The 24,520-nt window shown below is 43.2% G+C and carries 27 protein-coding genes and 1 pseudogene; 5 read left to right on the top strand and 23 right to left on the bottom strand.

From position 1 onward, the window contains the following. Window positions 1–58: 58 nt before the first annotated feature. Window positions 59–247, top strand: coding sequence for a YppF family protein (locus tag AC0OMA_RS11230; protein WP_003230690.1), 189 nt, complete (start codon window positions 59–61; stop codon window positions 245–247). A 38-nt stretch (window positions 248–285) separates the two neighbouring features. Here the strand turns inward: AC0OMA_RS11230 and AC0OMA_RS11235 are convergent, their stop codons facing one another. Then, the gene (locus AC0OMA_RS11235) at window positions 286–657 is read right to left on the bottom strand and encodes a YppE family protein (RefSeq protein ID WP_021481525.1); all 372 of its coding nucleotides are present in this window, start codon (window positions 655–657) and stop codon (window positions 286–288) included. Between the two features lie 45 nt (window positions 658–702). Beyond that, on the bottom strand, window positions 703–948 hold the full coding sequence (locus AC0OMA_RS11240) for a DUF5446 family protein (protein WP_021481526.1): 246 nt from the start codon (window positions 946–948) through the stop codon (window positions 703–705). A 198-nt stretch (window positions 949–1,146) separates the two neighbouring features. Here AC0OMA_RS11240 and sspM point away from each other — a divergent pair, with 198 nt between their 5' ends. Beyond that, window positions 1,147–1,251, top strand: coding sequence for an acid-soluble spore protein SspM (gene sspM / locus AC0OMA_RS11245; RefSeq protein WP_003225606.1), 105 nt, complete (start codon window positions 1,147–1,149; stop codon window positions 1,249–1,251). Between the two features lie 24 nt (window positions 1,252–1,275). Here the strand turns inward: sspM and AC0OMA_RS11250 are convergent, their stop codons facing one another. Continuing rightward, window positions 1,276–2,238, bottom strand: a complete 963-nt coding sequence (locus tag AC0OMA_RS11250; RefSeq protein WP_015383945.1) for a DUF2515 domain-containing protein — start codon at window positions 2,236–2,238, stop codon at window positions 1,276–1,278. A 40-nt stretch (window positions 2,239–2,278) separates the two neighbouring features. Between AC0OMA_RS11250 and recU the strand changes: the two genes are divergently transcribed. Then, window positions 2,279–2,899, top strand: a complete 621-nt coding sequence (gene recU / locus AC0OMA_RS11255; RefSeq protein WP_004399067.1) for a Holliday junction resolvase RecU — start codon at window positions 2,279–2,281, stop codon at window positions 2,897–2,899. A gap of 21 nt (window positions 2,900–2,920) precedes the next feature. Continuing rightward, window positions 2,921–5,671 carry a transglycosylase domain-containing protein gene (locus AC0OMA_RS11260; RefSeq protein ID WP_181219666.1) on the top strand — a complete coding sequence of 917 codons (2,751 nt, stop codon included), beginning with the start codon at window positions 2,921–2,923 and terminating at the stop codon, window positions 5,669–5,671. 75 nt (window positions 5,672–5,746) lie between these two features. Here the strand turns inward: AC0OMA_RS11260 and AC0OMA_RS11265 are convergent, their stop codons facing one another. The 18 genes and pseudogenes from AC0OMA_RS11265 to AC0OMA_RS11350 all read right to left on the bottom strand — a co-directional run bounded on the left by AC0OMA_RS11265 (window position 5,747) and on the right by AC0OMA_RS11350 (window position 21,971). Then, a complete protein-coding gene (locus AC0OMA_RS11265) occupies window positions 5,747–6,241 on the bottom strand; it encodes a YpoC family protein (protein ID WP_015383948.1) in 495 nt (164 codons plus the stop codon). Then, on the bottom strand, window positions 6,238–6,897 hold the full coding sequence (gene nth, locus AC0OMA_RS11270) for an endonuclease III (protein ID WP_015483371.1): 660 nt from the start codon (window positions 6,895–6,897) through the stop codon (window positions 6,238–6,240). The genes AC0OMA_RS11265 and nth overlap by 4 nt, the downstream gene beginning before the upstream one ends. Window positions 6,898–6,915: 18 nt before the next feature. Next, window positions 6,916–7,614: a DNA replication protein DnaD gene (gene dnaD / locus AC0OMA_RS11275; protein WP_004398499.1), complete on the bottom strand. Its 699-nt coding sequence runs from the start codon at window positions 7,612–7,614 to the stop codon at window positions 6,916–6,918. A 91-nt stretch (window positions 7,615–7,705) separates the two neighbouring features. Further along, window positions 7,706–8,998: an asparagine--tRNA ligase gene (gene asnS, locus AC0OMA_RS11280; RefSeq protein WP_004398777.1), complete on the bottom strand. Its 1,293-nt coding sequence runs from the start codon at window positions 8,996–8,998 to the stop codon at window positions 7,706–7,708. A gap of 143 nt (window positions 8,999–9,141) precedes the next feature. After that, window positions 9,142–10,323, bottom strand: a complete 1,182-nt coding sequence (aspB, locus tag AC0OMA_RS11285; RefSeq protein WP_015383950.1) for an aspartate transaminase AspB — start codon at window positions 10,321–10,323, stop codon at window positions 9,142–9,144. A gap of 22 nt (window positions 10,324–10,345) precedes the next feature. Further along, entirely contained in the window at window positions 10,346–10,831 is a 486-nt protein-coding gene (gene tseB, locus AC0OMA_RS11290; protein ID WP_015383951.1) for a cell wall elongation/penicillin-binding protein regulator TseB, read from the bottom strand. 8 nt (window positions 10,832–10,839) lie between these two features. Then, the gene (locus AC0OMA_RS11295) at window positions 10,840–11,010 is read right to left on the bottom strand and encodes a YpmA family protein (RefSeq protein ID WP_003225588.1); all 171 of its coding nucleotides are present in this window, start codon (window positions 11,008–11,010) and stop codon (window positions 10,840–10,842) included. 142 nt (window positions 11,011–11,152) lie between these two features. Then, window positions 11,153–13,947, bottom strand: a pseudogene (dinG, locus tag AC0OMA_RS11300) (ATP-dependent DNA helicase DinG). Between the two features lie 125 nt (window positions 13,948–14,072). Continuing rightward, a complete protein-coding gene (gene panD, locus AC0OMA_RS11305) occupies window positions 14,073–14,456 on the bottom strand; it encodes an aspartate 1-decarboxylase (RefSeq protein ID WP_003225586.1) in 384 nt (127 codons plus the stop codon). Between the two features lies 1 nt (window position 14,457). Next, complete coding sequence (panC, locus tag AC0OMA_RS11310; protein WP_015383954.1) at window positions 14,458–15,318, bottom strand: pantoate--beta-alanine ligase; 861 nt, start codon at window positions 15,316–15,318, stop codon at window positions 14,458–14,460. A gap of 1 nt (window position 15,319) precedes the next feature. Further along, a complete protein-coding gene (gene panB, locus AC0OMA_RS11315; RefSeq protein WP_003230652.1) occupies window positions 15,320–16,153 on the bottom strand; it encodes a 3-methyl-2-oxobutanoate hydroxymethyltransferase in 834 nt (277 codons plus the stop codon). A gap of 245 nt (window positions 16,154–16,398) precedes the next feature. Then, complete coding sequence (locus tag AC0OMA_RS11320) at window positions 16,399–17,376, bottom strand: bifunctional biotin--[acetyl-CoA-carboxylase] synthetase/biotin operon repressor (protein ID WP_046340246.1); 978 nt, start codon at window positions 17,374–17,376, stop codon at window positions 16,399–16,401. Beyond that, window positions 17,361–18,554: a CCA tRNA nucleotidyltransferase gene (locus AC0OMA_RS11325; protein ID WP_015383956.1), complete on the bottom strand. Its 1,194-nt coding sequence runs from the start codon at window positions 18,552–18,554 to the stop codon at window positions 17,361–17,363. Before AC0OMA_RS11325 ends, AC0OMA_RS11320 begins: the two co-directional genes overlap by 16 nt. A gap of 4 nt (window positions 18,555–18,558) precedes the next feature. Next, window positions 18,559–19,692 (bottom strand): N-acetyl-alpha-D-glucosaminyl L-malate synthase BshA, encoded by a 1,134-nt coding sequence (gene bshA / locus AC0OMA_RS11330; protein ID WP_181219671.1) that lies wholly within the window; start codon window positions 19,690–19,692, stop codon window positions 18,559–18,561. After that, window positions 19,689–20,399 carry a bacillithiol biosynthesis deacetylase BshB1 gene (bshB1, locus tag AC0OMA_RS11335; RefSeq protein ID WP_015383958.1) on the bottom strand — a complete coding sequence of 237 codons (711 nt, stop codon included), beginning with the start codon at window positions 20,397–20,399 and terminating at the stop codon, window positions 19,689–19,691. The genes bshA and bshB1 overlap by 4 nt, the downstream gene beginning before the upstream one ends. Further along, window positions 20,392–20,805, bottom strand: a complete 414-nt coding sequence (mgsA, locus tag AC0OMA_RS11340) for a methylglyoxal synthase (protein WP_014477171.1) — start codon at window positions 20,803–20,805, stop codon at window positions 20,392–20,394. The genes bshB1 and mgsA overlap by 8 nt, the downstream gene beginning before the upstream one ends. A 15-nt stretch (window positions 20,806–20,820) precedes the next feature. Beyond that, window positions 20,821–21,624 carry a 4-hydroxy-tetrahydrodipicolinate reductase gene (dapB, locus tag AC0OMA_RS11345; protein WP_015383959.1) on the bottom strand — a complete coding sequence of 268 codons (804 nt, stop codon included), beginning with the start codon at window positions 21,622–21,624 and terminating at the stop codon, window positions 20,821–20,823. Window positions 21,625–21,635: 11 nt separating this feature from the next. Further along, a complete protein-coding gene (locus AC0OMA_RS11350) occupies window positions 21,636–21,971 on the bottom strand; it encodes a nucleotide pyrophosphohydrolase (RefSeq protein WP_004398044.1) in 336 nt (111 codons plus the stop codon). 139 nt (window positions 21,972–22,110) lie between these two features. Between AC0OMA_RS11350 and AC0OMA_RS11355 the strand changes: the two genes are divergently transcribed. Further along, window positions 22,111–22,983, top strand: coding sequence for a YitT family protein (locus tag AC0OMA_RS11355; protein WP_003230635.1), 873 nt, complete (start codon window positions 22,111–22,113; stop codon window positions 22,981–22,983). 41 nt (window positions 22,984–23,024) lie between these two features. Here AC0OMA_RS11355 and ypjB read toward each other — a convergent pair whose 3' ends face one another. Both ypjB and lhaT read right to left on the bottom strand, forming a co-directional pair. Then, complete coding sequence (gene ypjB / locus AC0OMA_RS11360; protein ID WP_003230633.1) at window positions 23,025–23,819, bottom strand: sporulation protein YpjB; 795 nt, start codon at window positions 23,817–23,819, stop codon at window positions 23,025–23,027. A gap of 68 nt (window positions 23,820–23,887) precedes the next feature. Next, window positions 23,888–24,481 carry a lipoprotein heptaprenylglyceryl N-acetyltransferase LhaT gene (lhaT, locus tag AC0OMA_RS11365; protein ID WP_047182802.1) on the bottom strand — a complete coding sequence of 198 codons (594 nt, stop codon included), beginning with the start codon at window positions 24,479–24,481 and terminating at the stop codon, window positions 23,888–23,890. Between the last annotated feature and the right edge of the window lie 39 nt (window positions 24,482–24,520).

The raw sequence follows: 24,520 nt of genomic DNA on the forward strand, positions 1-24,520 counted from the left end.
AAAAGTCGAATCATTATGGTACCATATTTTCAATACAGATGAGAGGGGATGCACCATAATGAACGTATCATACTTAAGCAAACGTTTTGCAGAAATGAAGAAATATGAAACAGACTGTATGAATAAACTGATGGACTTTGCCAAGTTCCTCTATATTCAAGGACATCTCAGCATAACTGAGTTTCGTAACAGTATGAAGGTTCTCGAAGCAAATGGAGCAGAAAGCCCGGCATATGAGATGAATTAACGTCCGGCCCTCTATAAAAACGAAAAGAAGACAGCCTTTTACCGGCTGTCTTCTCTTGCAATTTCATCCTTTACTGCGTGCAAAGTATAAAGGACTGATTCAGTGATGTCCTTGAACCGTTTTTTATGAATATGATGAACATATGATTGAAGGACCAATTCCAGGAAATTATCCTTTACGGTCTCAATTTGCTCTTTATGCACATATTTTGGCCGGCGGACTTTTATCAATTCAAGAGCACCCTCTGCCCAGCGAGCCGCCAGTTCATCATTCTCTTCAACTGCAGGCTTTATCGTCTCAAAAAAATCATAAGAATGATTACTGTTTTTTCCTTCCTGATACCGATCAGCGCCTTTTTCAGCAACTTCAATCATTTGCTCGGTCATTTCCAGCAATGTTTGTGATAGCAATACCTTTCACCTCAATGCCTATCGTACCAAATTTCACTCACAAATTCAGCCGATGCGGTATACTTTCTCAAACGCATACCTGTGTTCAGGCGATTGATACAGCTCATTTATACAAATATGAAGATCTATGATTTCTTCTTCAAGCACACTCAGGCGATCGTTTTCCGTTTCCCGCATCTCAGCCTCTAATGCATTTACAGAATGATTCAGGCTTTGCTCAGCTCGCGTTAATTCATCTTCTATATCAGAAAGCATACGGAGAATATCTGTCTTGCTAACATAACCGGACATTCGTGTACCTCCCTTTCCTCGTCTCTCCCGGTTAACATTCTTTGCTCTCAAGGCTCTTTCCTTCCTCATGACAAAACTAGAAGCAAATCGCCAAACAAACAGGTATTCCACGAAAAGCTGAAGTTTTCGACAAAAACACCCGCAAAAATTGTATGATCCTCCTCCTTAATGCAAACGATACTTGTGAGGAGGTGCCGTATGAAAACAAGACCGAAAAAAGCCGGCCAGCAAAAAAAGACTGAATCAAAGGCAATCGATTCTTTAGATAAAAAATTAGGCGGCCCGAACCGCCCTTCTACGTAAGAAGCAAGGAATTTCCTTGCTTCTTTATTTTTTCAGCCACTGCTCCACCGCGAAAAGCGCATGAAGCTGGCGCTTTTTATGTAAATACCAGTCTGTCAATTCAATCTGCTTCGGCAATTCCTCGCGCCTAAAGAACGTTTTCTTTATCTTTCCATGAAACCAATCTGTTTTCGTTCCGTCTAATGAGTGGATTAACTCAGGGTAGCATGTCCTTAGCATAGGAGATGTTCTTTTTGTAATCCCGATCATCTTTTCCATATCAAAACGTGAACCTGAGTGCGGCACTGTGTGCAAAAAGTGATAAAAAGAGGAGAACAATTCTGGCTTGAACAGCAATTGAGACAGCTGCTTTCCCAGCCTTATCCTTTCCTCCGCCTTTGAAAAGCGTTTCACTGAAATGCCGTAAAGAAACCCATTTGAGGAAGGAAAAATAACGGTGTTAAAATGAAACCAGTCACTTAAATAAAAAGGAATCGTGTCAAAAACATTCTTTTTAAACGAAGGATTTTGTATAATAGGTGTTTGGATAGTGTTTTGTTCATTTATAATGAGGGCATACATTAGCCGCTCCGTATTTCGCTCATGCCAAAAACGGGTCCATTCTTCCGACATAAATTGTGAGACGCCAAACACATGCAGAAGATGAAACAGCGGTTTCCCGACTCTTTTTGACCAGTGGTATAAAAGAAGCTGCGGATAGGCATCCGAAAAAATAAGCCAGTTCGCTCTTTCATAGGCTAAAAAGAACCATTCTTGCTGTCTCTCACGGAGTCCAAGCTGAAACAGACTGCCTTTTAAGTCAGTCATTGACCAGCCGGCATTACGAGAAACGAAAGAAGCCAAAAGCGACCATTTGATTTCCGGATGACGGTCGTAAAATGCTTTATAAGCATTTGTTCTTGAAATGTTATCCGCGTTTTTTATTTTTGTCTGCCGCTCAATCCGGCTCAGAAGCTTTCTGATGGTCTGTTGTTCTTGCACGTTCATTCACTTCCGTCATGATTAGTTTAATAAGGAGGATGAGAAAGTGATTCGGTATCCTAACGGAAAAACATTTCAGCCGAAACATTCGGTTTCATCCCAAAACAGTCAGAAAAGGGCCCCGTCTTACAGTAATCGCGGAATGACCCTCGAAGATGACTTAAACGAAACGAATAAGTATTATCTGACAAACCAAATTGCCGTTATACACAAAAAGCCGACACCTGTTCAAATTGTAAATGTCCATTATCCAAAAAGAAGTGCCGCAGTGATTAAAGAAGCTTACTTTAAACAATCATCGACAACAGACTACAATGGGATTTACAAAGGGCGGTATATTGATTTTGAGGCGAAAGAAACGAAAAACAAGACCTCTTTCCCCCTGCAGAATTTTCATGACCATCAAATCGAGCATATGAAGCAGGTAAAGGCTCAAGACGGTATTTGTTTTGTTATTATATCCGCTTTCGACCAGGTTTATTTTTTGGAAGCCGATAAGCTGTTTTATTTCTGGGACAGAAAAGAAAAAAACGGCAGAAAATCAATTCGAAAAGATGAGTTGGAAGAAACAGCTTATCCGATTTCTCTTGGATACGCACCCAGAATTGATTATATTAGTATTATTGAACAGCTTTATTTTTCGCCATCATCTGGTGCGAAAGGTTGATTAACGAAAGGTTGAGATGTTATGTCAGATCAATTTAACAGCCGTGAAGCTCGACGAAAAGCGAACAGCAAGTCGAGTCCTTCACCGAAAAAAGGCAAGAAACGAAAAAAGGGCGGATTGTTTAAAAAGACCCTTTTCACTTTACTCATTCTGTTTGTTTTAGGCGTAGTCGGCGGTGCTGTTACATTTGCCGTCATGGTTTCTGATGCGCCGTCCCTTGATGAAAGCAAATTGAAGACGCCTTATTCATCAACGATTTATGATAAAAATGGAAAAGAGATCGCCGAAGTCGGCGCCGAAAAACGTACCTACGTCTCGATAGATGAAATTCCCGATGTTGTAAAAGAAGCCTTTATCGCGACAGAAGACGCTCGTTTTTATGAGCACCACGGGATTGACCCTGTCCGTATCGGCGGTGCTTTAGTTGCCAACTTTAAAGACGGCTTCGGGGCTGAAGGCGGAAGTACGATCACCCAGCAGGTCGTCAAAAACTCCCTTCTTTCACATCAGAAGACGTTGAAACGGAAGGTGCAGGAAGTATGGCTTTCGATTCAGCTGGAGCGCAATTACTCTAAAGATGAAATTTTAGAAATGTATTTAAACCGGATTTATTTTTCTCCTAGAGCATACGGTATCGGAAAAGCGGCGGAAGAATTTTTCGGCGTTACAGATTTAAGCAAATTGACTGTCGAACAGGCTGCGACGCTTGCAGGAATGCCGCAAAGCCCGACAGCGTACAATCCCGTTAAAAACCCGGATAAAGCGGAAAAACGACGGAACATCGTACTCAGTCTGATGAAAAAACAAGGATTTATTTCTGATTCTCAATATAACAAAGCGAAAAAAGTGGCAGTGAAAGACGAAGGCGTCGTGTCACAGAAGGAATATGAAAAAGCAAGTACAAACAAATACAGCGCATTTGTTGAAGAGGTTATGAAGGAAATTGATGAAAAATCTGATGTCGATCCATCTGCTGACGGATTAAAGATCTATACGACATTAGATACAAAAGCACAAGATAAACTAGATGAATTAATGGACGGAGACACCGTCGGATTTACTGAAGGCATGCAGGGCGGCGTTACCCTTCTCGATACGAAAACCGGAGAAGTGCGGGCGATTGGCTCCGGAAGAGATTCTACGGTTGGTGGCTATAATTACGCGACCCAAGCCCAGCGACAGCCTGGGTCTACCATTAAACCTATTCTCGACTACGGTCCAGTGATTGAAAATAAAAAATGGTCAACTTACGAGCAAATTGATGACTCAGCTTACACGTATTCAGATGGAACACCTATTCGAGACTTTGACCGTTCCTATAAAGGGGTCATGTCTATGCGTGAAGCCCTCGCCCAATCACGTAACATTCCGGCTCTAAAAGCATTCCAAGCAGTCGGAAAAGATGCAGCAGTTGATTTTGCTAATGGACTGGGGCTCGGATTAAATAAAGAAAAAGTGTATGAATCATATTCTATCGGAGGATTCGGAGAAGGTAATCCCGGTGTCTCTACTCTAACTATGGCTGGAGCATACAGTGCATTCGGAAATAACGGAACATATAACGAACCGCATTTTGTAAAGTCTATTGAATTTAACGATGGCACAAAGCTTGATTTAACACCAAAATCAAAGTCAGCAATGAGCGATTATACTGCGTTTATGATTACAGATATGCTGAAAACAGCTGTTAAAACAGGTACTGGACAGCTTGCACAAGTTCCGGGAGTGGAAGTTGCAGGTAAAACAGGTACAACAAACTTTGATGAAGCGGATATGCAAAAATACAATATCGCACAAGGCGGGGTACCAGATTCTTGGTTTGTAGGATATACACCTCAATATACCGCTGCTGTTTGGACAGGTGTAGATTCTCAAAATAAGATAGGAAAAAAATCTTTAAATAAAACAGAGCAACAGATTGCAAAGCGCATCTTCGCCCAGCTCATCGCCGATGTCGATGACGGAAGTGGATCATTTGAGAAACCTGACAGCGTAGTGGAAGCCTCTGTAGAAAAAGGCTCAAATCCTGCAAAACTGGCAGGGCCAAATACGCCAAGCGATAAGAAGCTCACAGAGTACTTTGTTAAAGGCACAGCTCCTTCTACTGTTTCTAAAACATATGAGAAAGAAGAAAAAGAGGAAACAGCTAAATTGTCTGGTTTAAACGTGAAATACGATAAAGACAATCAATCTTTAACGTTAAGCTGGAATTACGACGGAGATGCGACCTTTGCTGTTAAGCAATCTGTTGATGGCGGCAGCTACTCAGAAATTCAAAACAGCTCTGCAAAAGAGGCAGTCATTTCGGGTGTGCAGCCAGGATCTGTGTACAAATTCGAAGTAACAGCCGTCAGTGATGATGGCAAAAGTACAGCTTCCACATCCTATGAGGTGCCAAAAGCTGAAGACGATGAAGATAAAAAAGACCAGCAACAAACGGATGATGAAAAACAAGATGATGAGAAGACTCAGGATGATACACAAACTGATGATTCTCAAAAAGATGACGGTCAGACGGATCAAGATCAGACAGATGATTCAACAAAAGATCAAGACAAAAAACAAGACAATACGAACACCAATCCGTCCGACAACAATAACCAAGACCAATCAAACGATAACGATAACGACAACAGTAACAACCAGGATACGTCGGATGGTGATTCGAACTCTGGCAAGAATGATTCAACAGGTTCTGACACGAATAAAAATAAAACAGACACATCTAATAAAACACAAACAAACTCATCATCAATTGAAAAAACAAATTAAACAAAAAAGCCGTCACCTTTGGGGTGATGGCTTTTTTGGTACACAATAAAAAACCTCCCGTTTTAAGAGGAGGTTTTATCGATTCATCGCATGATATTTATAAAAATGCTTTTTCATTTCGGTAATCAGCTCATCAAGCTGAATAAAGCAATGGTATTGGGTCGGCTTAAGAAGAATAAATTCCACTCGTTCAGCCCAATTAATCGGCTTTGCGGGATATGATTTCTCCCTCAGTTCTTGCCAATCGAGTGATTTCACCGGCTCACCTGCTGTCCAATGTAACGAAGCCAGCAAACACACAATGCCCTTTAACATTTCGTTTTGGTCACATCTCGATTTTCGTGTTTGAAAGACTGGGAGAAGTGATGCTTTGATGTCATCCCACACTTCAAATAAAAGCGGAACGTATTTCCCGCTGTCTTCCCATGGCAAATCGCCTTGTAATTCCGTGCAGAAATCAAAATACACGGGATTGGTCTGCAAGGTTTTCTTCATATCCGAGGAACTCTTCTGGTCAAGACTGCGCAAGTATTGCTCATAGGAAGCCAACACTTCTTTTGCTTGCGTCATCGTTTCACCAGTCCTTTTTTATCCCTCTTCTGCCCTTCTCTGCACAAAGAAAGCAGCGGGCACTCCGCACAGCGCGGAGATTGGGCTTTACAGTGATATCTGCCGAAGAAAATAAGCCGGTGATGCGTAACGGACCAGTCTTCTTTGGGAACCTTGCGCATCAGCGTCTTTTCAACTTCCAGCACCGAGTCCTTCCACCGGCAAATGCCCAATCGTTTGGTGACTCTCTCCACATGGGTATCTACGGCAATGGCCGGCACGCCAAACGCAACGGATACCACTACGTTTGCGGTCTTTCTCCCGACCCCTGGCAGTTTGACAAGCTCATCGCGGTCTCTCGGTACTTCTCCGCCGTAATCTTCAATAATCATTTTACTCAGCTTTTGAATATTTTTCGCTTTATTACGATATAAACCGATTGATTTAATATCCTGCTGAAGCTCTTCCAGCGGAACAGCCAAATAGTCTTCCGGCCGTTTGTATTTTTGGAATAATGTTTTGGTCACTCTGTTTACAAGTGCATCTGTACATTGCGCAGATAAAGCAACAGCCACCACTAATTCAAAAGGATTGGAATGAACCAGTTCACACTCCGCATGAGGAAACATGTCACCTATCTTGTCTAAACAGAATTCAATTTGTTTTAGATTTAACACGATTGTCACCTTTTCACTTTATTGTTCAAGCCAATTGTAAAAAGGAACCTGCCTTTTATACTCTTTTTGCGGTTCATTCTGCTTTGCTTGTACACGCCGGAATTTTTGGCTGTGTATTTTTGCCTGCTCCACAGTTTTAAGCCCGTTTTTCTTCCATTCAAACAAAATGCGGTCAATGTAGCGGAAACTGAGTTTTCCTGATAGTACAGCCTCTTTTAACGCGTGTTTGATCAGTTGTGCATCATGCTGATCTTGGTCCTGCCAGATCGCCAGCGTTTCACACTCCAAAGGCGATAACGGCCTTGCGAACTCTTCCTCAAAAATGGTATAAAGGCTTTTTTGTTCCCCTTCTGCTTTTCTTTCCTGTGTTTGATTCTGTGCAAGCTGAATATACTCGTACAGCTTCCCCCATAAAGGCTGAAGAGAATATTTCTCAAATTTGATGCCGTTTTGATCCTCGCATTCTTCAATAAACAGAAAGCCTTTTTGAATAAACATCCGCAATCTGTTTGTGCATTCTTCAACAGAAATTGACATACCTTCCTGCAGTTGATTCGGTGTAGGAAAATATGATCCTTTTTCTAAATGCATTTTAATTTTTAACAGCAGAATAAGTTCTGTTTCATTAAGCCCAAGCTGTTTATAATGCGTGAGCAGAAGATTGGGAATGGTTGATGTTCCCTGCTCCTGCATATCAATAAATTGCTGTTTTTTCATCGTCACACCTCTTACTGTAAAGGATTGTATTGCCCCTTTACTGTAAAAAGTCTCCCTTACAGGAGACTCTTTTTTGTTTCATTTGAATGTATTACGGATACAGACGGTTTAACAGTCTTGGGAACGGAATCGTTTCACGAACGTGAGGTGCTCCGCTGATCCAAGCTACTGTCCGCTCTAATCCAAGGCCGAAGCCGGAATGAGGAACTGATCCATATTTTCTAAGTTCAGCATACCATTTATATGCGTCAGAATCCAGTCCATGTTCTTTAAGACGCGATTCCAAAAGTTCCATATCGTGAATCCGTTCAGACCCGCCGATGATTTCTCCATAGCCTTCCGGCGCAATCAAGTCAGCGCAAAGCACAACGTCCTCACGATCAGAAGCCGGCTGCATATAGAACGGTTTTAAGGACGTCGGATAGCGAGTGATGAATACCGGTTTGTCATAGTGTTCAGCAATCGCTGTTTCATGAGGCGCTCCGAAATCATCTCCCCACTCGATATCGTCAAAGCCTTTTTCTTTCAGAAATTCAATCGCTTCATCATACGTGATTCTTGGGAACGGGGCTTTGATTTGCTCAAGTTTTGACGTGTCTCTTCCCAATGTGTTTAATTCAATTTTACAATTTTTAAGAACTGATTGCACGATGAAAGAAACGTAATTTTCCTGTACTTGAAGGTTTTCTTCAAATTCTACAAACGCCATTTCAGGTTCGATCATCCAGAATTCGATTAAGTGACGCTTTGTTTTAGACTTTTCCGCTCTGAATGTCGGTCCGAAAGAGAATACTTTTCCTAAAGCCATTGCCGCAGCTTCCATGTAGAGCTGGCCGCTTTGAGACAGATATGCATCTTCATCAAAGTACTTTGTCGCAAAGAGTTCTGTTGTTCCTTCAGGTGCGCTTCCAGTCAGAATCGGCGGATCCACTTTTACGAAGCCTTCGTTATTAAAGAATTCGTAAGTCGCGCGAATGATTTCATTACGGATTTTCATGATCGCATGCTGGCGCTTTGAACGCAGCCATAAATGTCTGTGATCCATCAAAAATTCCGTTCCGTGTTCTTTTGGTGTAATTGGATAATCGGTCGCTTCGTGAATGACTTCAATATCTGTCACAGCAAGTTCATATCCAAGCGGAGAACGCTCGTCCTCTTTGACAATCCCTTTTATATAGAGCGACGTTTCCTGCGTCACTGATTTAGCTGTTTGGAAAATGCTTTCTTCCACTTCCGCTTTTACTACGACACCCTGAATAAAACCGGTACCGTCCCGAAGCTGTAAAAACGCAATTTTCCCGCTTGAACGCTTATTAGCGACCCAAGCTCCGATCGTTACTTCCTCACCTACGTGCTTGTACACTTGGTTGATTGTTGTTTTCAACATATTTCCCTCCAAAACAAGAAAGACATTCGGAAGCTCAATGCCCCGCGAACTCTTTTATCATCACTTTATTATACCCGCTCTTAACTAACCGGGTCAATGCAGATAAAAAGCGGCTTTTCTGTCAGCCGCTTTTTGATCTGTTAGCTATGTTTTTCTACAAAACGCTTGATTCTTTCAATGGCTTTTTCAAGAAGATCTAACGATGTTGCATAAGAAAGACGGACATTCTCAGGAGAGCCAAATCCGGATCCTGGAACAATCGCAACTTTTTCCTCCTCGAGAAGCGCTTTAACAAATTCATCTACATCTTTGAAACCGCAAGATTGAGCTGCCTCTTTTGCATTCGGGAACAAGTAAAAAGCACCTTCCGGCTTCACACAGCTGAACCCTGGGATTTCTATGAGCTTTGCATAGATCGTATTTAATCTATGTTCAAATGCTTCTCTCATTTCTTCCAATGGCTCAGAAGGCCCGTTATAAGCCGCAATCGCTCCGTACTGTGCGATTGATGTCGGGTTTGACGTGCTGTGGCTTGCAAGGTTCGTCATCGCTTTAATAATGTCTTCAGAGCCTGCCGCATAACCGATTCTCCAGCCTGTCATGCTGTGGGACTTCGATACGCCGTTTATAATGACCGTTTGTTCTTTCAGTCTGTCTGACAGCTGTGCAATGGAAACATGTTTCTTTCCGCCGTATGTAAGTTTTTCATAAATTTCATCTGACACAATCAAGATATCATGTTCAAGGCACACTTCACCGAGTGCAGATAGTTCTTCTTCCGTATACATGACACCAGTCGGGTTGCTTGGAGAGTTAATAACGATTGCTTTTGTTTTTTCCGTAATTGCATTTTTCAGCTGCTTAGGCGAAATTTTGAAGTGATTTTCCTCAAGCCCTTCTACATAAACAGGCTTTCCGCCAGCGAGTTTCACCTGCTCCGGATAGCTTACCCAGTAAGGCGTTGGAATAATAACTTCATCTTCTTCATCCAAAATCACTTGGAAAAGGGTATACAGAGCATGTTTGGCACCAGTGCAGACAATAATTTGAGACGGTTTGTATTCAATATTCTGGTCGCGTTTAAATTTCTCTGCAATGCTGTTTTTCAGTTCAGCCAAACCACCGGAAGGCGTGTATTTCGTATGGCCCTCGTTCATCGAACGTACAGCGGCATCAATAATATGCTGCGGTGTATTGAAGTCAGGTTCTCCTGCTCCTAAGCCGATGACATCATGGCCTGCGGCTTTCAGTTCTTTCGCTTTCGCTGTGATTGCCAGTGTGGTTGATGGTGTTAATGCGGATACTCTTTTTGCCAGTTTCAACTTGAACTCCCCCTAATTCGTCTTAAGGCGTGATATTTTTAAGAATCTTTCCAGTTGTAAAGTCCACATAACTTAAACTGTATTGCCCTTCTTTGTCTAAGTACGTCACTTCCCAAAGCAGGACGTTTCCTTCTCTTGCCAGATGAACCTCTTTTTGCTTTGAAACCAGCCCTTCATCCTTTATGATTTTCGCCGCTTTGTCTTCAGAGATTCCCTCTTTCGCTTCTTTTGAGAGAATTTTTGCTTTTTTATCAGCAGGAACCCAGACATATATTGCAGTGCCTTTTTTATCCGTTCCCTTTACAACATAATATTTTTCTTTTCCGACAAATGTTTCGACTTGATCAACATTGGCGAGATCGGTTTCTTTTTTAGCTTCAGCTGCTGCTGCTTCATGCCCCTCTTCCTTTTGTGCCATGGCTGATTTATAAATGCTTGCCGAGACAAGAAGTACTGCTAAAAAAATAATACCAAAAATGACGGTAAATATTAATGCTTTTTTTCTCATCTTCTCACCTACGTACGATAAATGGTAAAAACGGCTTGGTTTTTGTTTTCTTCATCCAGCGCAAGGCCGAACATCAGATTATCTCTTTTCAGTGTACGATTCAATGTGTCCACAATTTTATACAGATCATCAGAATGCTCTACATTAATTGTTGAAAGAATTTCGATTTTACTTTCCATTTTTTCATCCTCCAGTTTGAACAAATATTGTTAGTCATACTCCATTTCAGGACACGCCATACTAGTATCACAGAGCGGGAAATCCGCTTTTAAATAAAACACCATCCTACTCCCACACCGCAAAAGCCGCTTTAAGCGGCTTTTAATCTTTTTCCCCTGCAACATAAGCTTCAAGCTCGCTGTCAGTCATTTCGGATACTGAGGTTGTCGGCAAGGCATCAAGAAACAGCCGGCCGTAACCAGCGGTCTTAATCCGTCTGTCCAATATAATAATCGTTCCTTTGTCTCCCGCAGAACGCAGCAAGCGTCCGATTCCTTGCCTGAAGGTCAGCACAGCTTCCGGTAATGACACTGTTTGAAACGGATTCTTTCCTTTTTTGCGGGCAAGCTCACATTTTGCAGCATGAAGCGGGTGATCAGGGGCCGGAATGGGAGCCTCACGATCATTACTGTTGTCAGCTCATCACCAGGGAAATCAACGCCTTCCCAAAAATGATTTGTTCCGAGCAGGATCGCCTGATTGGATGTTTTAAAAGTCTTCATCAGTTTGCCGGGACTTCCGCCTGTAATCCCTTGTGCCAAGAGCTGAATGCCGGAAGCACTCATGTTATGCTTAAGCTCCTGGTGAACCTTTTTCAGCATATCATGGGATGTAAACAGCACAAGGATTTTAGGCTGTTTTTCCTTGGCCATCAGTTCGATATAACGGGCTGTATCCTGTATAAATTCAGGTTGCCCTGTATCCTGAATTGATTTCATATCCTTTGGAATCATCACCTGCATACGCTCATCGTAAGAAAAGGGTGACTCAATTCTCATTGTCCGCGGGAAAAAGTCACTCAGTCCCAGTCGTTCAATCATAAATTGAAAAGAACCTTCGACTGTAAGGGTTGCAGATGTCAGCACCACACTATTTTTGCGCGCGAAAAACTGATCAGCCAGAAGTTCACCAGGTTCAAGAGGCTGTGCGTAAATGGCCACTGCATTTTTCGCACCCTTTGCATCTATTTCAATCCAAACCGCTTCATCGTCATCAGACCTAAAGAAGAGCTTCTGCAACGTCTGACAGTAATGCTGCAAGCCTTTCATGCTTCTTTGGTATTCATCGGCTAAAAAGACGGTTTTGCTCTTCATACCCTTCAAATGTTTTTCCATCAGAGATGACTGCGCCTCAAAAAGCTGCTGCAAATGTGTCAGCATGGAACAAAGCCTCTCCGCACCATCCGTTAAGATCGACCAGCTTTTATCCTGGCTTTCTTTGTTCACCTTAAACACTAGACGGTTCAAGTCTTCTTTAGGTTTTCTTCGTTTGACAAAAGAATGTACAGAGCTGAAGAAAGCATCACTTTCTGCTTGAACGTGCTGAAGCCACTCTTCCAATTCGAAAAATGAATCAACCGGCAGGCTGTTTCGCTGGAATAGCTGTCTCATCTTTTTTAGAAGTCCCTGCTCCTTCAGAGTGCCGATTCTGCTCAATTTCGTATGCAATTCTATGTACGTGGCTCTTTTCCCTAAATGTTCGCTTGCCGCACGTTCAAAATGGTGTGCTTCATCAATAATAAATGTGCCGCTTTCGGGAAGCCTTTTTTTCTGACTGCCTTCATCGGTCAGCAAAAGGGAGTGATTAGTGATCACCAAATCGGAGCGCATAGCAATCTGTTTGGCCCGCTCGTAAAAACCGATCACATGCTCACTGCGACTTCTTTTATAGGAGTCATCGTCATAAGCCAATCTGTCCCACAGCAATTTTCCGCCTGAAGGCAAATTCAGTTCCGCTACATCTCCTGTATCTGTCTCTGTCAGCCAAACGAGAAGCTGTGCCTTCGTCAGTACGGCATCATAATTATCATCTTCTTCATGAAGCACCTGTTCAAATTTATACAGGCATAAATAATGCGATTGCCCTTTTAAAATCGCCGCTGTTACCGGAAATGGAAACAGATCTTGGACAATCGGCAAATCCTTTGTGAGAATCTGCTGCTGTAAAAGCGTCGAATACGTGCTGATTATGACCGGCTTTTTTGATTTCTTGGCAAAAAGCGCAGCCGGAATAAGATAGCCAATCGTTTTTCCGATGCCCGGAGGAGCTTCAATCAGCGCATGCTCACGATTGGCAAACGCATCAGCCACCTCTCTCATCATCATCATTTGGCCGTCTCTTTTTTCATACCCAGGCATTAACTCTGACAGCGCTTTTTCATTTCCCGCTTCCCAGCTTTCGATCTCAAATGAGAAGTTCTCGTCCTCATTTATACGAACATCGATAGCTTCAGGTTCTCTGACAGAAAACGAAGAAAAGCGCGTATAGCCCGGTATCTCGGTATGTCTGTTTTCATTAATGAACATATCCAACAAATGCGTCAGATCACTGATGAAATGCTGCGAAAGCCTTCTTAACTGCTTTAATGTCGGATAAGGAAGCTGCCGCAGCTTTTCAAGGATTTCCAAAAAAATAAGCCCTGTCACTTCAGCATCGCTGTCAGCCCGGTGCGGCTGATCATGCCGCAGCTGAAGCTCCTCGCTTAATTCCGTCAGCTTATACCCTTCAAATCCCGGAAAAACAATGCGTGAGAGCTCGACAGTATCAAGCACTTCACAATCTGGGAGCTGAAAGCCCGCCTTATGTAGCTCATACTTGACAAATCCAAGGTCAAAATGGATATTGTGGGCGACAAAATAAGCGCCGTCAAGCAATTGGAATACTTCTTCAGCAACTGCTTCAAATGGCTGTTCATTCTCAACCATTTGATTAGAGATTCCAGTAAGCTGCTCAATAAAAGCAGGGATTGATTTATTTGGATTAATGTATTTTGAAAACCGCTCAGTAATTTGTCCATTTTCGATTACAACCGCTGCGATTTGTATGATTTTATCGCCTTTCTTCGGCGAATTCCCTGTTGTCTCTACATCTATAACAACGAACCGTTGCTTATTCATTAAAATGGACACCTCAATTCTTGCATACGACAAAAGTGTAACACGTTTTGTACGGAAATGGAGCGGCAAAACCGTTTTACTCTCAAAATCTTAAAAGAAAACCCCCGATAAAGGGGGCTTTTCTTCTACAAAATTGTACGGGCTGGTTCGTTCCCCAGCATTTGTTCAATTTTGTTTTGATCATTCAGAACAGCCACTTTCGGCTCGTGGCTTGCCGCTTCTTGATCAGACATCATTTTGTAGGAAATAATAATGACCTTATCTCCTTCCTGCACAAGGCGTGCGGCTGCACCGTTTAAGCATATGACGCCGCTTCCCCGTTTACCAGGAATAATATACGTTTCAAGACGTGCTCCATTATTATTATTCACAATTTGTACTTTTTCATTAGGAAGCATTCCCACAGCATCAATGAGATCTTCATCAATTGTAATGCTTCCCACATAGTTTAGGTTTGCTTCCGTAACAGTTGCCCTGTGAAGTTTGCCGCTCATCATTGTTCGATACATATTATATTCTCTCCATTTCTCGAATATCAATAATGATATTATCTATTAAACGCGCTTTTGAAAAAGCAACTGCAACAGCGAGAATCATCTTTCCAGCAATTTCATTCACAGGCTCGAGTTCCGGATAGGAATAAAGCTCTACATAGTCTATGGTTCCGCTAGTCGTTTCAATGATTTCTTTTGCAGCTTTTATCACCGCTTCAGGATCTCTTTCACCGGCTTGGATCAGCTCCGCACTTGTTTGAAGGGCCCGATACAGCTTAGGCGCTTCTTTTCTTTCCTCAGCTGTTAAGTATACATTGCGAGAGCTTTTGGCTAAGCCGTCTTCCTCTCTGACCGTATCGACAGGAACCAATTCAATATCCATGAAGAAGTCACTGATTAACCCATCAACAACAGCTACCTGCTGCGCATCTTTTAAACCGAAATAGGCACGAGTCGGCTTGACTAGATTGAAAAGCTTCGTCAGTACGATCGCGACCCCGTCAAAATGTCCTTCTCTTGAGCGCCCGCATAACACGTCTGTGCGTCTTTCTACATGAATCGTGACATTCTTTTCACCGGGATACATATCCTTAGCATCTGGCGTAAAAAGAATATCAACTCCGGCGTTTTCTGCAAGAGCTGCATCCCGCTCAATATCGCGCGGATATGCTTCAAAATCTTCATTAGGGCCGAATTGTGCAGGATTCACAAAAATGCTCATAATAACGGCGTCGTTTTCTTGTCTTGCTTTGTCTGCTAAGGTTAAATGCCCCTCATGCAGAAACCCCATCGTCGGAACAAATCCGATTGACTTGCCCTCTGAATGATATTGTTTTATGGCTTCTTTCAGCTGTGAAATATCAGTAATCTGTCTCATCTTATTTTCCCCCGTACAAGCCGTCCAGCACTGTCTGGTTCATTTGAAAGGAATGCTTTTGTTCAGGGAAAGCACGATGTCTTACATCCTGAACATATCCGCTGATTGCTGTTTCGATGGTTTCATCAATGCGCGTATATTGCTTTACAAATTTAGGTGTTCTCTCAACACCGTGGCCGATAATATCATGATAAACGAGAACTTGTCCGTCTGCTTTCACACCAGCCCCGATTCCAATGACCGGTATGCTTAGCGTCTCGGCAATTTTGGCTGTGAGTTCTGCCGGCACACATTCCAGCACAAGCATCATAGCTCCTGCTTCTTCGCATTTTATACTGTCTTCTATTAATTTTTTGGCGCTTTGTTCGTCTTTGCCCTGTACTTTATAGCCGCCCAGTACGCCGACTGACTGCGGTGTCAAACCTAAGTGACTGACTACTGGAATGCCTCCAAGCGTTAATGCGCGAATGGATTCAAACACGCCTTCTCCGCCCTCAAGCTTCAGTGCGTCAGCTCCGCTTTCCTGAACGATAGCCGCTGCATTTTTTAGCGTATCTTCCTTGGACAGGTGATAAGACATAAACGGCATATCTGTCACAATAAAGGTATTCGGCGCACCCCTTTTAACGGCTTTTGTATGATGGATCATGTCCGCAACTGTCACACCGACAGTTGAATCAAGGCCGAGGACGACCATTCCGAGTGAATCACCGACTAAAATCATGTCAACTCCCGCTTGTTCAGCAAGTTTAGCTGCCGGATAATCATAAGCGGTCAGCATGACAATCGGTTCTTCAGACTCCTTCATTTTTAGAAAATCCAGTTTTGTTTTCATGTTTTCTCCTCCTCATGTTTAGAGGAGATGATCTGCCGTTTTCTTCTGCAAGCCAAAAAACCTTCCGTTACAACGAGAAGGATTCTTCACTTTCTAAAGTTCGGCGAGTTTCATCCCTCTGTCCCAGTCCTTTTTTGGATCAAGGCAGACTGCTGCAATGTCTATCTATTTTAATAATAGGTGCAGTTCGCAGGCGATACTGCCCAATGGAAGTATACCAAAATCAACGGGCTTGTACCAACACATTAGCCCAATTCGATATCGGCAGAATAGATTTTTTTAATGCCTTCGTTCGTTTCTAAAAGCAGAACGCCTTCATCATTTATACCTAACGCCTTACCGTAAAAGGTTCCGTTTAACGTTCTGGCTCTCATATTAGTGCCAATACCGAGCGCATAGCTTTCCCATAAAAGCTTAATCGGCGTAAATCCGTGCGTCATATAATCCCGGTACCGTTTCTCAAAGCATAGTAAAATATGCTGGATGACGCCGGCCCGATCAATTTTTTCCCCAGCAGCTTGGCTGAGGCTTGTCGCGATGTCCTTCAATTCATCTGGAAAATCATTAGGCTGCTGGTTAACGTTAATGCCGATCCCAATGATCACTGAACGTACGCGGTCTTCTTCAGCCTGCATTTCCGTTAGGATGCCAACTGTTTTTTTTCCGTTAATCAAAATATCATTTGGCCATTTAATATCCGTTTGGATGCCTGCTGCCTCTTCTATTCCCTGCACAACAGCTACTGCAGCAAGCAGAGTCAGCTGCGGTGTTTTTTGGAGCGGAATGTCAGGCCGCAAAATCAGGCTCATCCAAACACCGTTTCCTTCTTGAGAATGCCATACCCTAGACATTCGGCCCCTTCCGGCTGTTTGTTTGTCAGCTACCACGAGGGTGCCTTCCGGTGCGTTATTATTCGCGAGCTCATGAGCCGTTTTTTGCGTGCTTGAAAGAACGTCATGGTAAATAAGATGCTGGCCCATCACTTCCGTTTTTAATCCAAAACGAATTTCGCTTTCACTGAGTTTTCCGGGCTTTTTGATGAGCCGATATCCTTTTCTTCTAACGGCTTCTACTTCATAACCCTCTTTCCGAAGCTCTTCAATATGCTTCCACACAGCAGTTCTTGAACAGCCGAGAGCATCACTGATTTTTTGGCCGGAAATAAATTCATTGCCGGCCTGAGAAAATAATTCAATAAGGTCTTTTCTTAATGTTGACCGCATGTCTTCAGCCACTCCTCTATGTGTTTCTTTTGATTGGAGAGCTTCCCTGTCACAACAGCCTGCTCGATCCGCTGTAATTCTTCCGACACCCATTTTCCGGCCGGCCGGTTTCGAAGCGCAAGCAAGTCCTTACCCGTGATATCAAGGTCCTTAAGGCTTTTGATCGGCAGGTTTTGATAAGTGTACTGAATGTCCTTCAGTTTCTTTTCATCCAGTTTTTCGTTTTGCCGAAGCTGCGATATTTTGGCCGCTGAGAGCAGTGCTTTTTCCCCAGCTCTGTACATTGTCATTGCGTCAAGGCTCTGGCCAAACGTACCGGCAATGTGAATGGCTTCCTTGATCACTTTTCCCGGGAGCTTCCAGGCTTTCAGGAAAAGGGGCGCGTCTTTCAAAACTATGCCAAGGTTAATTAAAAGAGCAGCCCAAAGCTCCTCACGGGATGTTAAAGAGAAGAATGGAAACTCACTCGTTGAAATCAGGTTTTCTCGTTTATGATAAAAACCAGGAAGCTCTTCATACAATCTCGTTTGAATGAGCGTTTGAAGCGCCTGGCGAGAAGCTCTTCCCTGCAGCAATTTCTCGAACTCTATCGTTTTTCGTTCGACTGAAACATGGGAGAGGAGTGATTTTTCTTTCGCAATGGCTTCTTCTGTTTCCGGTGAAAGCGTAAAGCCAAGCTGGCTCATAAAGCGTACGGCTCTCAGCATACGAAGCGCATCCTCTTGAAATCTATCCTCAGGCTTTCCAACGGTTCGAATCACTTTCTGATCAATATCTTTCTTGCCGCCAAAATAATCAAGCACCTTCCCATCCGCTGTCATGGCCATCGCATTGATCGTTAAATCTCTGCGTTTTAGATCCTCTTCTAATGATGAGATAAATTGCACTTCTGACGGTCTTCTGAAATCAACATAATCAGATTCAGTCCGGAATGTCGTGACTTCATAGGTTTCATCCTCCCAGAGCACAATAATGGTCCCGTGCTCTTTGCCTACATCAACAGTCCGCTGAAACAGCCGTTCTACTTGATCAGGTGCCGCATCTGTCGCGATATCGACATCTCCGATCGTTCGTTTCATATAGCTGTCACGAACTGCGCCCCCGACAAAATAAGCCTGATGGCCCGCTTCGATTAAGATGCGGAGCACGGGAAGTGCTTTGATAAAAACTTTTTCCATGTGATCACTCCGGTTCTGCTAAATCGGCATAAATCTGTTCATACTGGCTGACAATTTTTTGGGAAGAAAATTCATTTTCAAGCATCTCTATTGCCGCCTTTGTAAAACGATTGCTTAGCTGTTCATCTTCTAAAATGCTCATCGCGCGGGCTGTTGCGGCCCCAACATCACCGACGTCCACCAAAAATCCGCTCACATTGTTTTTAATAACCTCAGGGATACCGCCAATGTTTGTTCCGATACAAGGCACTCCGCAAGCCATCGCTTCAAGCAGGACAAGGCCGAAACTTTCTTTTTCAGATAGCAGCAGCTTCAAATCGCTAATAGAATAAAGCTCTTCAACACGGTCTTGATTTCCAAGCATTAAGACTTGGTCTTCCAAGCCATATTTTCTGATAAGCTCGCAGGCTGTCGATTTCTCCGGACCGTCTCCGACTAAAAGCAGCTTCGCTTTCGTTTTGCCAGCGATATTGCGGAACACACGGATGACATCCTGCACGCGTTTAACCTTTCTGAAGTTGGACACATGGATGACGACTTTTTCATCTGGTAAAATTCCATGTTTCTCTTTAATCGCCTCTGTGTTTTTCTTCAGATACACGCGCTCGTCTATAAAGTTATAAATCGTTTCAATTTTTTTCTCCGGTTTAATTAAATCGTACGTTTCAGCCGCAAGCGCTGAGGAGACGGCAGTCACCCTGTCTGATGACTCAATAGCAAAACGGATCAGATCTTTTAGAGACGGATCATAACCTAACACTGTGATATCCGTGCCATGCAAAGTTGTAACAATGCCGATATTGCGTTTCAGCATTTGTTTTGCAAGATAGGCGCAAACGGCATGCGGGAGAGCATAGTGAGCATGGATAATGTTTAAATTCTCCCGTTCCGCCACCTCTGCGATTTTGCTTGCCAATGTCAAATCATACGGAGGATACTTAAAAACAGCATATTGATTAACCTCAACTTCATGAAAATGAATATTAGGATGATATGTATTCAGTCTAAACGGAATGCTTGATGTGATGAAATGGATTTCATGTCCCTTTTCAGCAAGCTGCTTCCCCAGTTCTGTCGCAATGATACCTGAGCCTCCAACGCTCGGATAGCATGTGATTCCTATTTTTAGTTTTCTCATTGTTCGCCCCCAAGCACATCATGATCAAGCATCAGCATCCGTTTGGAAAAGAAACCTTCGGCATACTCCACGCCCGCTTCTTTACCGTAAAGCTTTTCTCTCGCTTCAACGATCTCAATATACCCATTCGTCAGAGGAGTAGAAACGGAATCCTTTGACGGGATAAACTGGCTTTTGTAGGCGTTGAGGCTTTGTTTCTTTGCCTCTATTGTATCCGAGATATCAATGACAAAATCCGGCTGATGAAAACCATTTATCATATAATAGTAAACCTTGCTGACTTTATGCGCCGGAAGGCTTTTTTCGTCTTTATATTTATGGATTCCGGCGGAAAAGATCGCTTCTTCCACCAGTGCAGCCGCATTGCCGTGATCCGGGTGGCGATCCTTTTTATACGGCATAAAAACCGCTTTTGGCCGACAGGTTCTGATGACAGTGACAATCGACCGAATTGCCTGATCACTCATTATTAGGCCGCGGTCTGGAAGCGTTAGCTGAATTCTTTTATCTGCGCCTAATATGCGGGCTGCTTCAGCTGCTTCTTCTTTACGTAAACTGACCGTACCGTTAGAAGAGAGTTCCGCTTCTGTCAAATCGCATATCATTACTTTTTTTTCCTGTTTGACAAACTTCGCTATTGTGCCGCCCATTCCGATCTCGACATCATCACTGTGGGCGCCAAAAGCAAGAACGTCAGCATTATACATTCGGCTCTTCTCCCCGAAGAAGGTCACGGAATTCGAAAACACCTTCATCAAGTGTACGGACGAGAATTTCCGCAGTACCCATATTTGTGGCGAGCGGAATGGAATACACATCACATAACCGGATTAATGCCGAGACATCCGGTTCATGCGGCTGCGCGGTCAGCGGGTCGCGCAAAAAAATGACAAGATCGAGTGCATTGGCAGCGATCAGTGCACCGATTTGCTGGTCTCCCCCTAAAGGACCGGATTGAAAACGTTCAATTTGAAGACCTGTCGCCTCTTGAATTTTCAACCCTGTGGTTCCGGTTGCGTATAAATCATGATTCTTTAAAATATCCCGATAGGCAGTCGTAAATTGAACCATGTCCTGTTTTTTCTTGTCATGCGCGATCAAAGCAATTTTCATTGTTTATCCCCCCGTCTAATCAATGATATTTTCTAAACCGTACACAAGCTGATCAATCTTCATGACTTGTTCGACTGACAGTTTAACGCCTGACATGAAAGAAGCACGGTTATAAGAATCATGGCGTATCTGAAGCGTTTGGCCATCCATGCCGAACATGACCTCCTGATGCGCGATCAGGCCCGGAAGACGGACGCTGTGCAAGCGAATGCCGTTTTGCTCCGCTCCTCTTGCTCCTGGGAGAATTTCTTTTTCATCCGGATGTCCTTGCTGCTTTTCTTTACGGACTTCTGAAATCATTTCCGCTGTTTTAAGCGCAGTTCCGCTTGGTGCGTCAAGCTTCTGGTCATGATGAAGCTCAATAATCTCAACATCCTCAAAATAGTTGGCAGCCATTTTTGAAAATTTCATCATCAGTATCGCACCGAGCGCAAAATTTGGCGCGATGATGGCTCCGATCCCTTTTTCTTCTGTTAAAGACGTGAGCTCTTTTAAATCAGCTTCTGAGAAGCCGGTTGTTCCGACAACTGGACGGACTCCGTGCTCTAATGCAATTTTTGTATGTACTTTTCCGATTTCGGGCGTTGTTAAATCAATCAAGACATCCGGTTGTGTTTCTGTAAAGCAGGTATGGATATCTGTATAAATTAAAGCATCTGACTCAACAGGCATCACATCAGATAATTTTTGCTGATCGTATGTATGGTCTATGGCCCCGACAAGGTCAAAATGAGGTGTTCGTTCTGCCAATTTAACAGCTTCCTGCCCCATTCTTCCACGCGGTCCCGCAATGACTACTTTAATTGTTTCGTTTGACATCTTGATCTCCTCTACTTTCCTTCTTCTTTTCTGGTCCAGCGATCTTTATCTCTTGTATTAAATTTATGCATGACTCTGTCGTGGGCTTCCTCTAAAGAGATATCAAGAGAGTTGGCTAAACAAACCAATACAAATAGCACATCGCCCATTTCCTCTTCCATGCTTTTATCATCTTCAGTCGCTTTTTTTGGTTTTTCTCCATAACGGTGATTCACTTCTCTGGCAAGCTCGCCCAGTTCTTCAGTCAGCCTCGCCATCATGGCCAGCGGGCTAAAATATCCTTCTTTAAATTGGCCGATGTAACGGTCTACTTCAGCCTGTATGTCTTTCATTGTTTTATCACTCACTGAACGAAACCTCCTATCATCCTCTTACATGTTAGCTAATTCAGATACGTTTGACAAATGTTTAAGCACGTTTGCTGTTTTCTTTTTCATCCACTATAATATAAACGCTATCTAATGGAAGGAAAAGGGGTTTTGTGTGATGCTTGGAGAAATTAGATTAAAAAACATATTTTTTATTTTAATCGGAGCGGCAATTTTTTCATTTGGCTTGGTTCATTTCAATATGCAGAACAATCTGGCTGAGGGCGGTTTTACAGGTATTACACTTTTGCTTTATGCCCTTTTCCACATCAGCCCCTCTATCTCGAACCTGGTGTTGAACATTCCGATTTTTTTTATTGGCTGGCGTTTGCTCGGCAGGACAATGTTTGTTTATACCCTTGTCGGCACTGTAGCCTTGTCTTTGTTCCTCAGCATCTTTCAGCGATATGAAATCCATATGCCCCTTCAGCACGACTTAGCGCTCGCCGCTTTATTTGCCGGCGTATTCATCGGAGCCGGACTGGGTATTATTTTTAAGTTCGGCGGTACGACAGGCGGTGTCGATATCATCGCACGTTTAGTGAATAAGTATTTTGGGATCCCGATGGGCAGAACGATGTTTGCTTTCGATGCCTGCGTCATCATTTTGTCTTTGCTTACTTATCTCTCCTATAAAGAAGCGATGTATACGCTGGTAGCTGTATTTGTAGCGGCAAGATTAATCGATTTTATTCAGGAAGGCGGATACGCTGCTAAAGGCGCTACGATCATCTCTTCGAAAAACGACCTGATTCAGAAAAAGATTCTTGAAGAAATGGAACGGGGCGTCACCATTTTGAAAGGACAAGGTTCCTACACAAAAGAGGATATAGATGTACTTTATTGTGTGGTGCCGAAAAACGAATTGGTGATGCTGAAAAGCGTGATTAACTCCATTGATCCCCATGCCTTTGTAGCGGTAAGCGATGTTCACGATGTGCTCGGAGAAGGATTTACGCTTGATGAAAATAAAAATCCGCTTCCGCGCTGACATGTAATAGAAAAAAGGCGGCTGACCGCCGCCCCTCATCCTTATTTAGGGTAGTCCCTTTTTTTCAGCTTGTTTTTTTCCGCTTTGTACTTTCTGTAACCGACATAGGTGAGAGCAGTAATGATGATACTGCCGGTTGTAATGATCACCCAGAGTAAAGACGGATCGGCATCATCCTCCTCCACCCTGTCAAACACATTTTTCAGGTCATGCTGAAGAAGGGAAAGCCGTTCAAGCTTCGTGCTCTCTGTCATTTGCTGAAATTCCTCTTGCTCAATAACATCTATATGTTTTCCGACTGTTTCAAGCTGATCCTCTGATACATCGATTGTAAGACTGGGGTAAATCAAGTCATATAAACTGATAAATTCATTCCATTTTTCATGAAAGCTTGTGCTTCCATTCTTTTGGACATCTCGCTTCAGTTCAGTAAAAGCTTCCATAATCGGTTTTTCCAGTGAGCCCCAAAGCGGGTCAGACCGATTGTCAACCGCATCCATCAGCATTCTGAACTGCGCGGCTGCTCTGAGTTTTTGTGTGTCTGATGTATCAGCTTGCTTTAAACTCCGAACCATATCATTATAGCCCAATGTGATTTGACGGATTTGGGCTCCCGTTAGCATGGGGTCTTGCTGTTTTTTCTCAGCGGATTTTAATGTTTTTTCAAAATACTCCAAGACTTGTAGCGCCTCTTCATATTTCGCCTGTCGGGTCATTTGAAAGACTGTATCGGATAAATCATTCAATTCCTCGAGGCTTCCCCGCTCTGCAGCCTTGGCATTTCCATTATAAAAAATAAGTGCAATCAACAAACAGATCGTCAGCTTTCGTTTCATGCAGGTCCCTCCCACTCTCTCTCCTTACAGAATATGAAGAAAGGGACAAGGATAGACCAACATTGTCTTTACATCAGCTCAAGCTTCGTTTGCTTTTTCGAGACCACAAGAAAGTAAGCGAGCGCGATTGAAAAGATGCTTAGCCAAAATGTTCCGTATCCTATTTCAGTCATATAATCAGAAAGCATAGAATACCGCGGCATCATATTAAACAAGTAGTCAATGACATCGTTATGCAGTGTCCAAACTGCAGCAATTGCAAGATGCCAAAATGAAAAACGAAAATACGGACTGTATAATACGCCTTGAACTGCCATTGCAAAATGCGAAGCAATTAGCATGTAGCCCTCCCATGGCAAGTCACCAGTTACTGCAAGCACAAGAAAATTCATAGCTACCGCCCATAGGCCATACTTTACGAGGGTAACTAGCGCAAGCGCCTCAAAGAGCGGAGCATTCCGTTTCATGAGAAAGGCAAGCAGCACAAACAGAAAGAAAAACGTTGCTGTCGGACTGTCCGGAACAAAAATCAGGAAACGGGCCGGTGTCTCCAGAAGCTGCGGCAAGTACCAATAGTAGCCGTAAACCGTTCCCAGAAAATTAATGGCTAAGACAAGAATAAGCATCGGCCGCTGCCCTAATACATATTGAAACCATTTCACATCGAATCAACTCTCAGTCTGTAAAAATAATATGTCCAT

It is taken from the genome of Bacillus sp. AMCV2 (assembly GCF_056033925.1).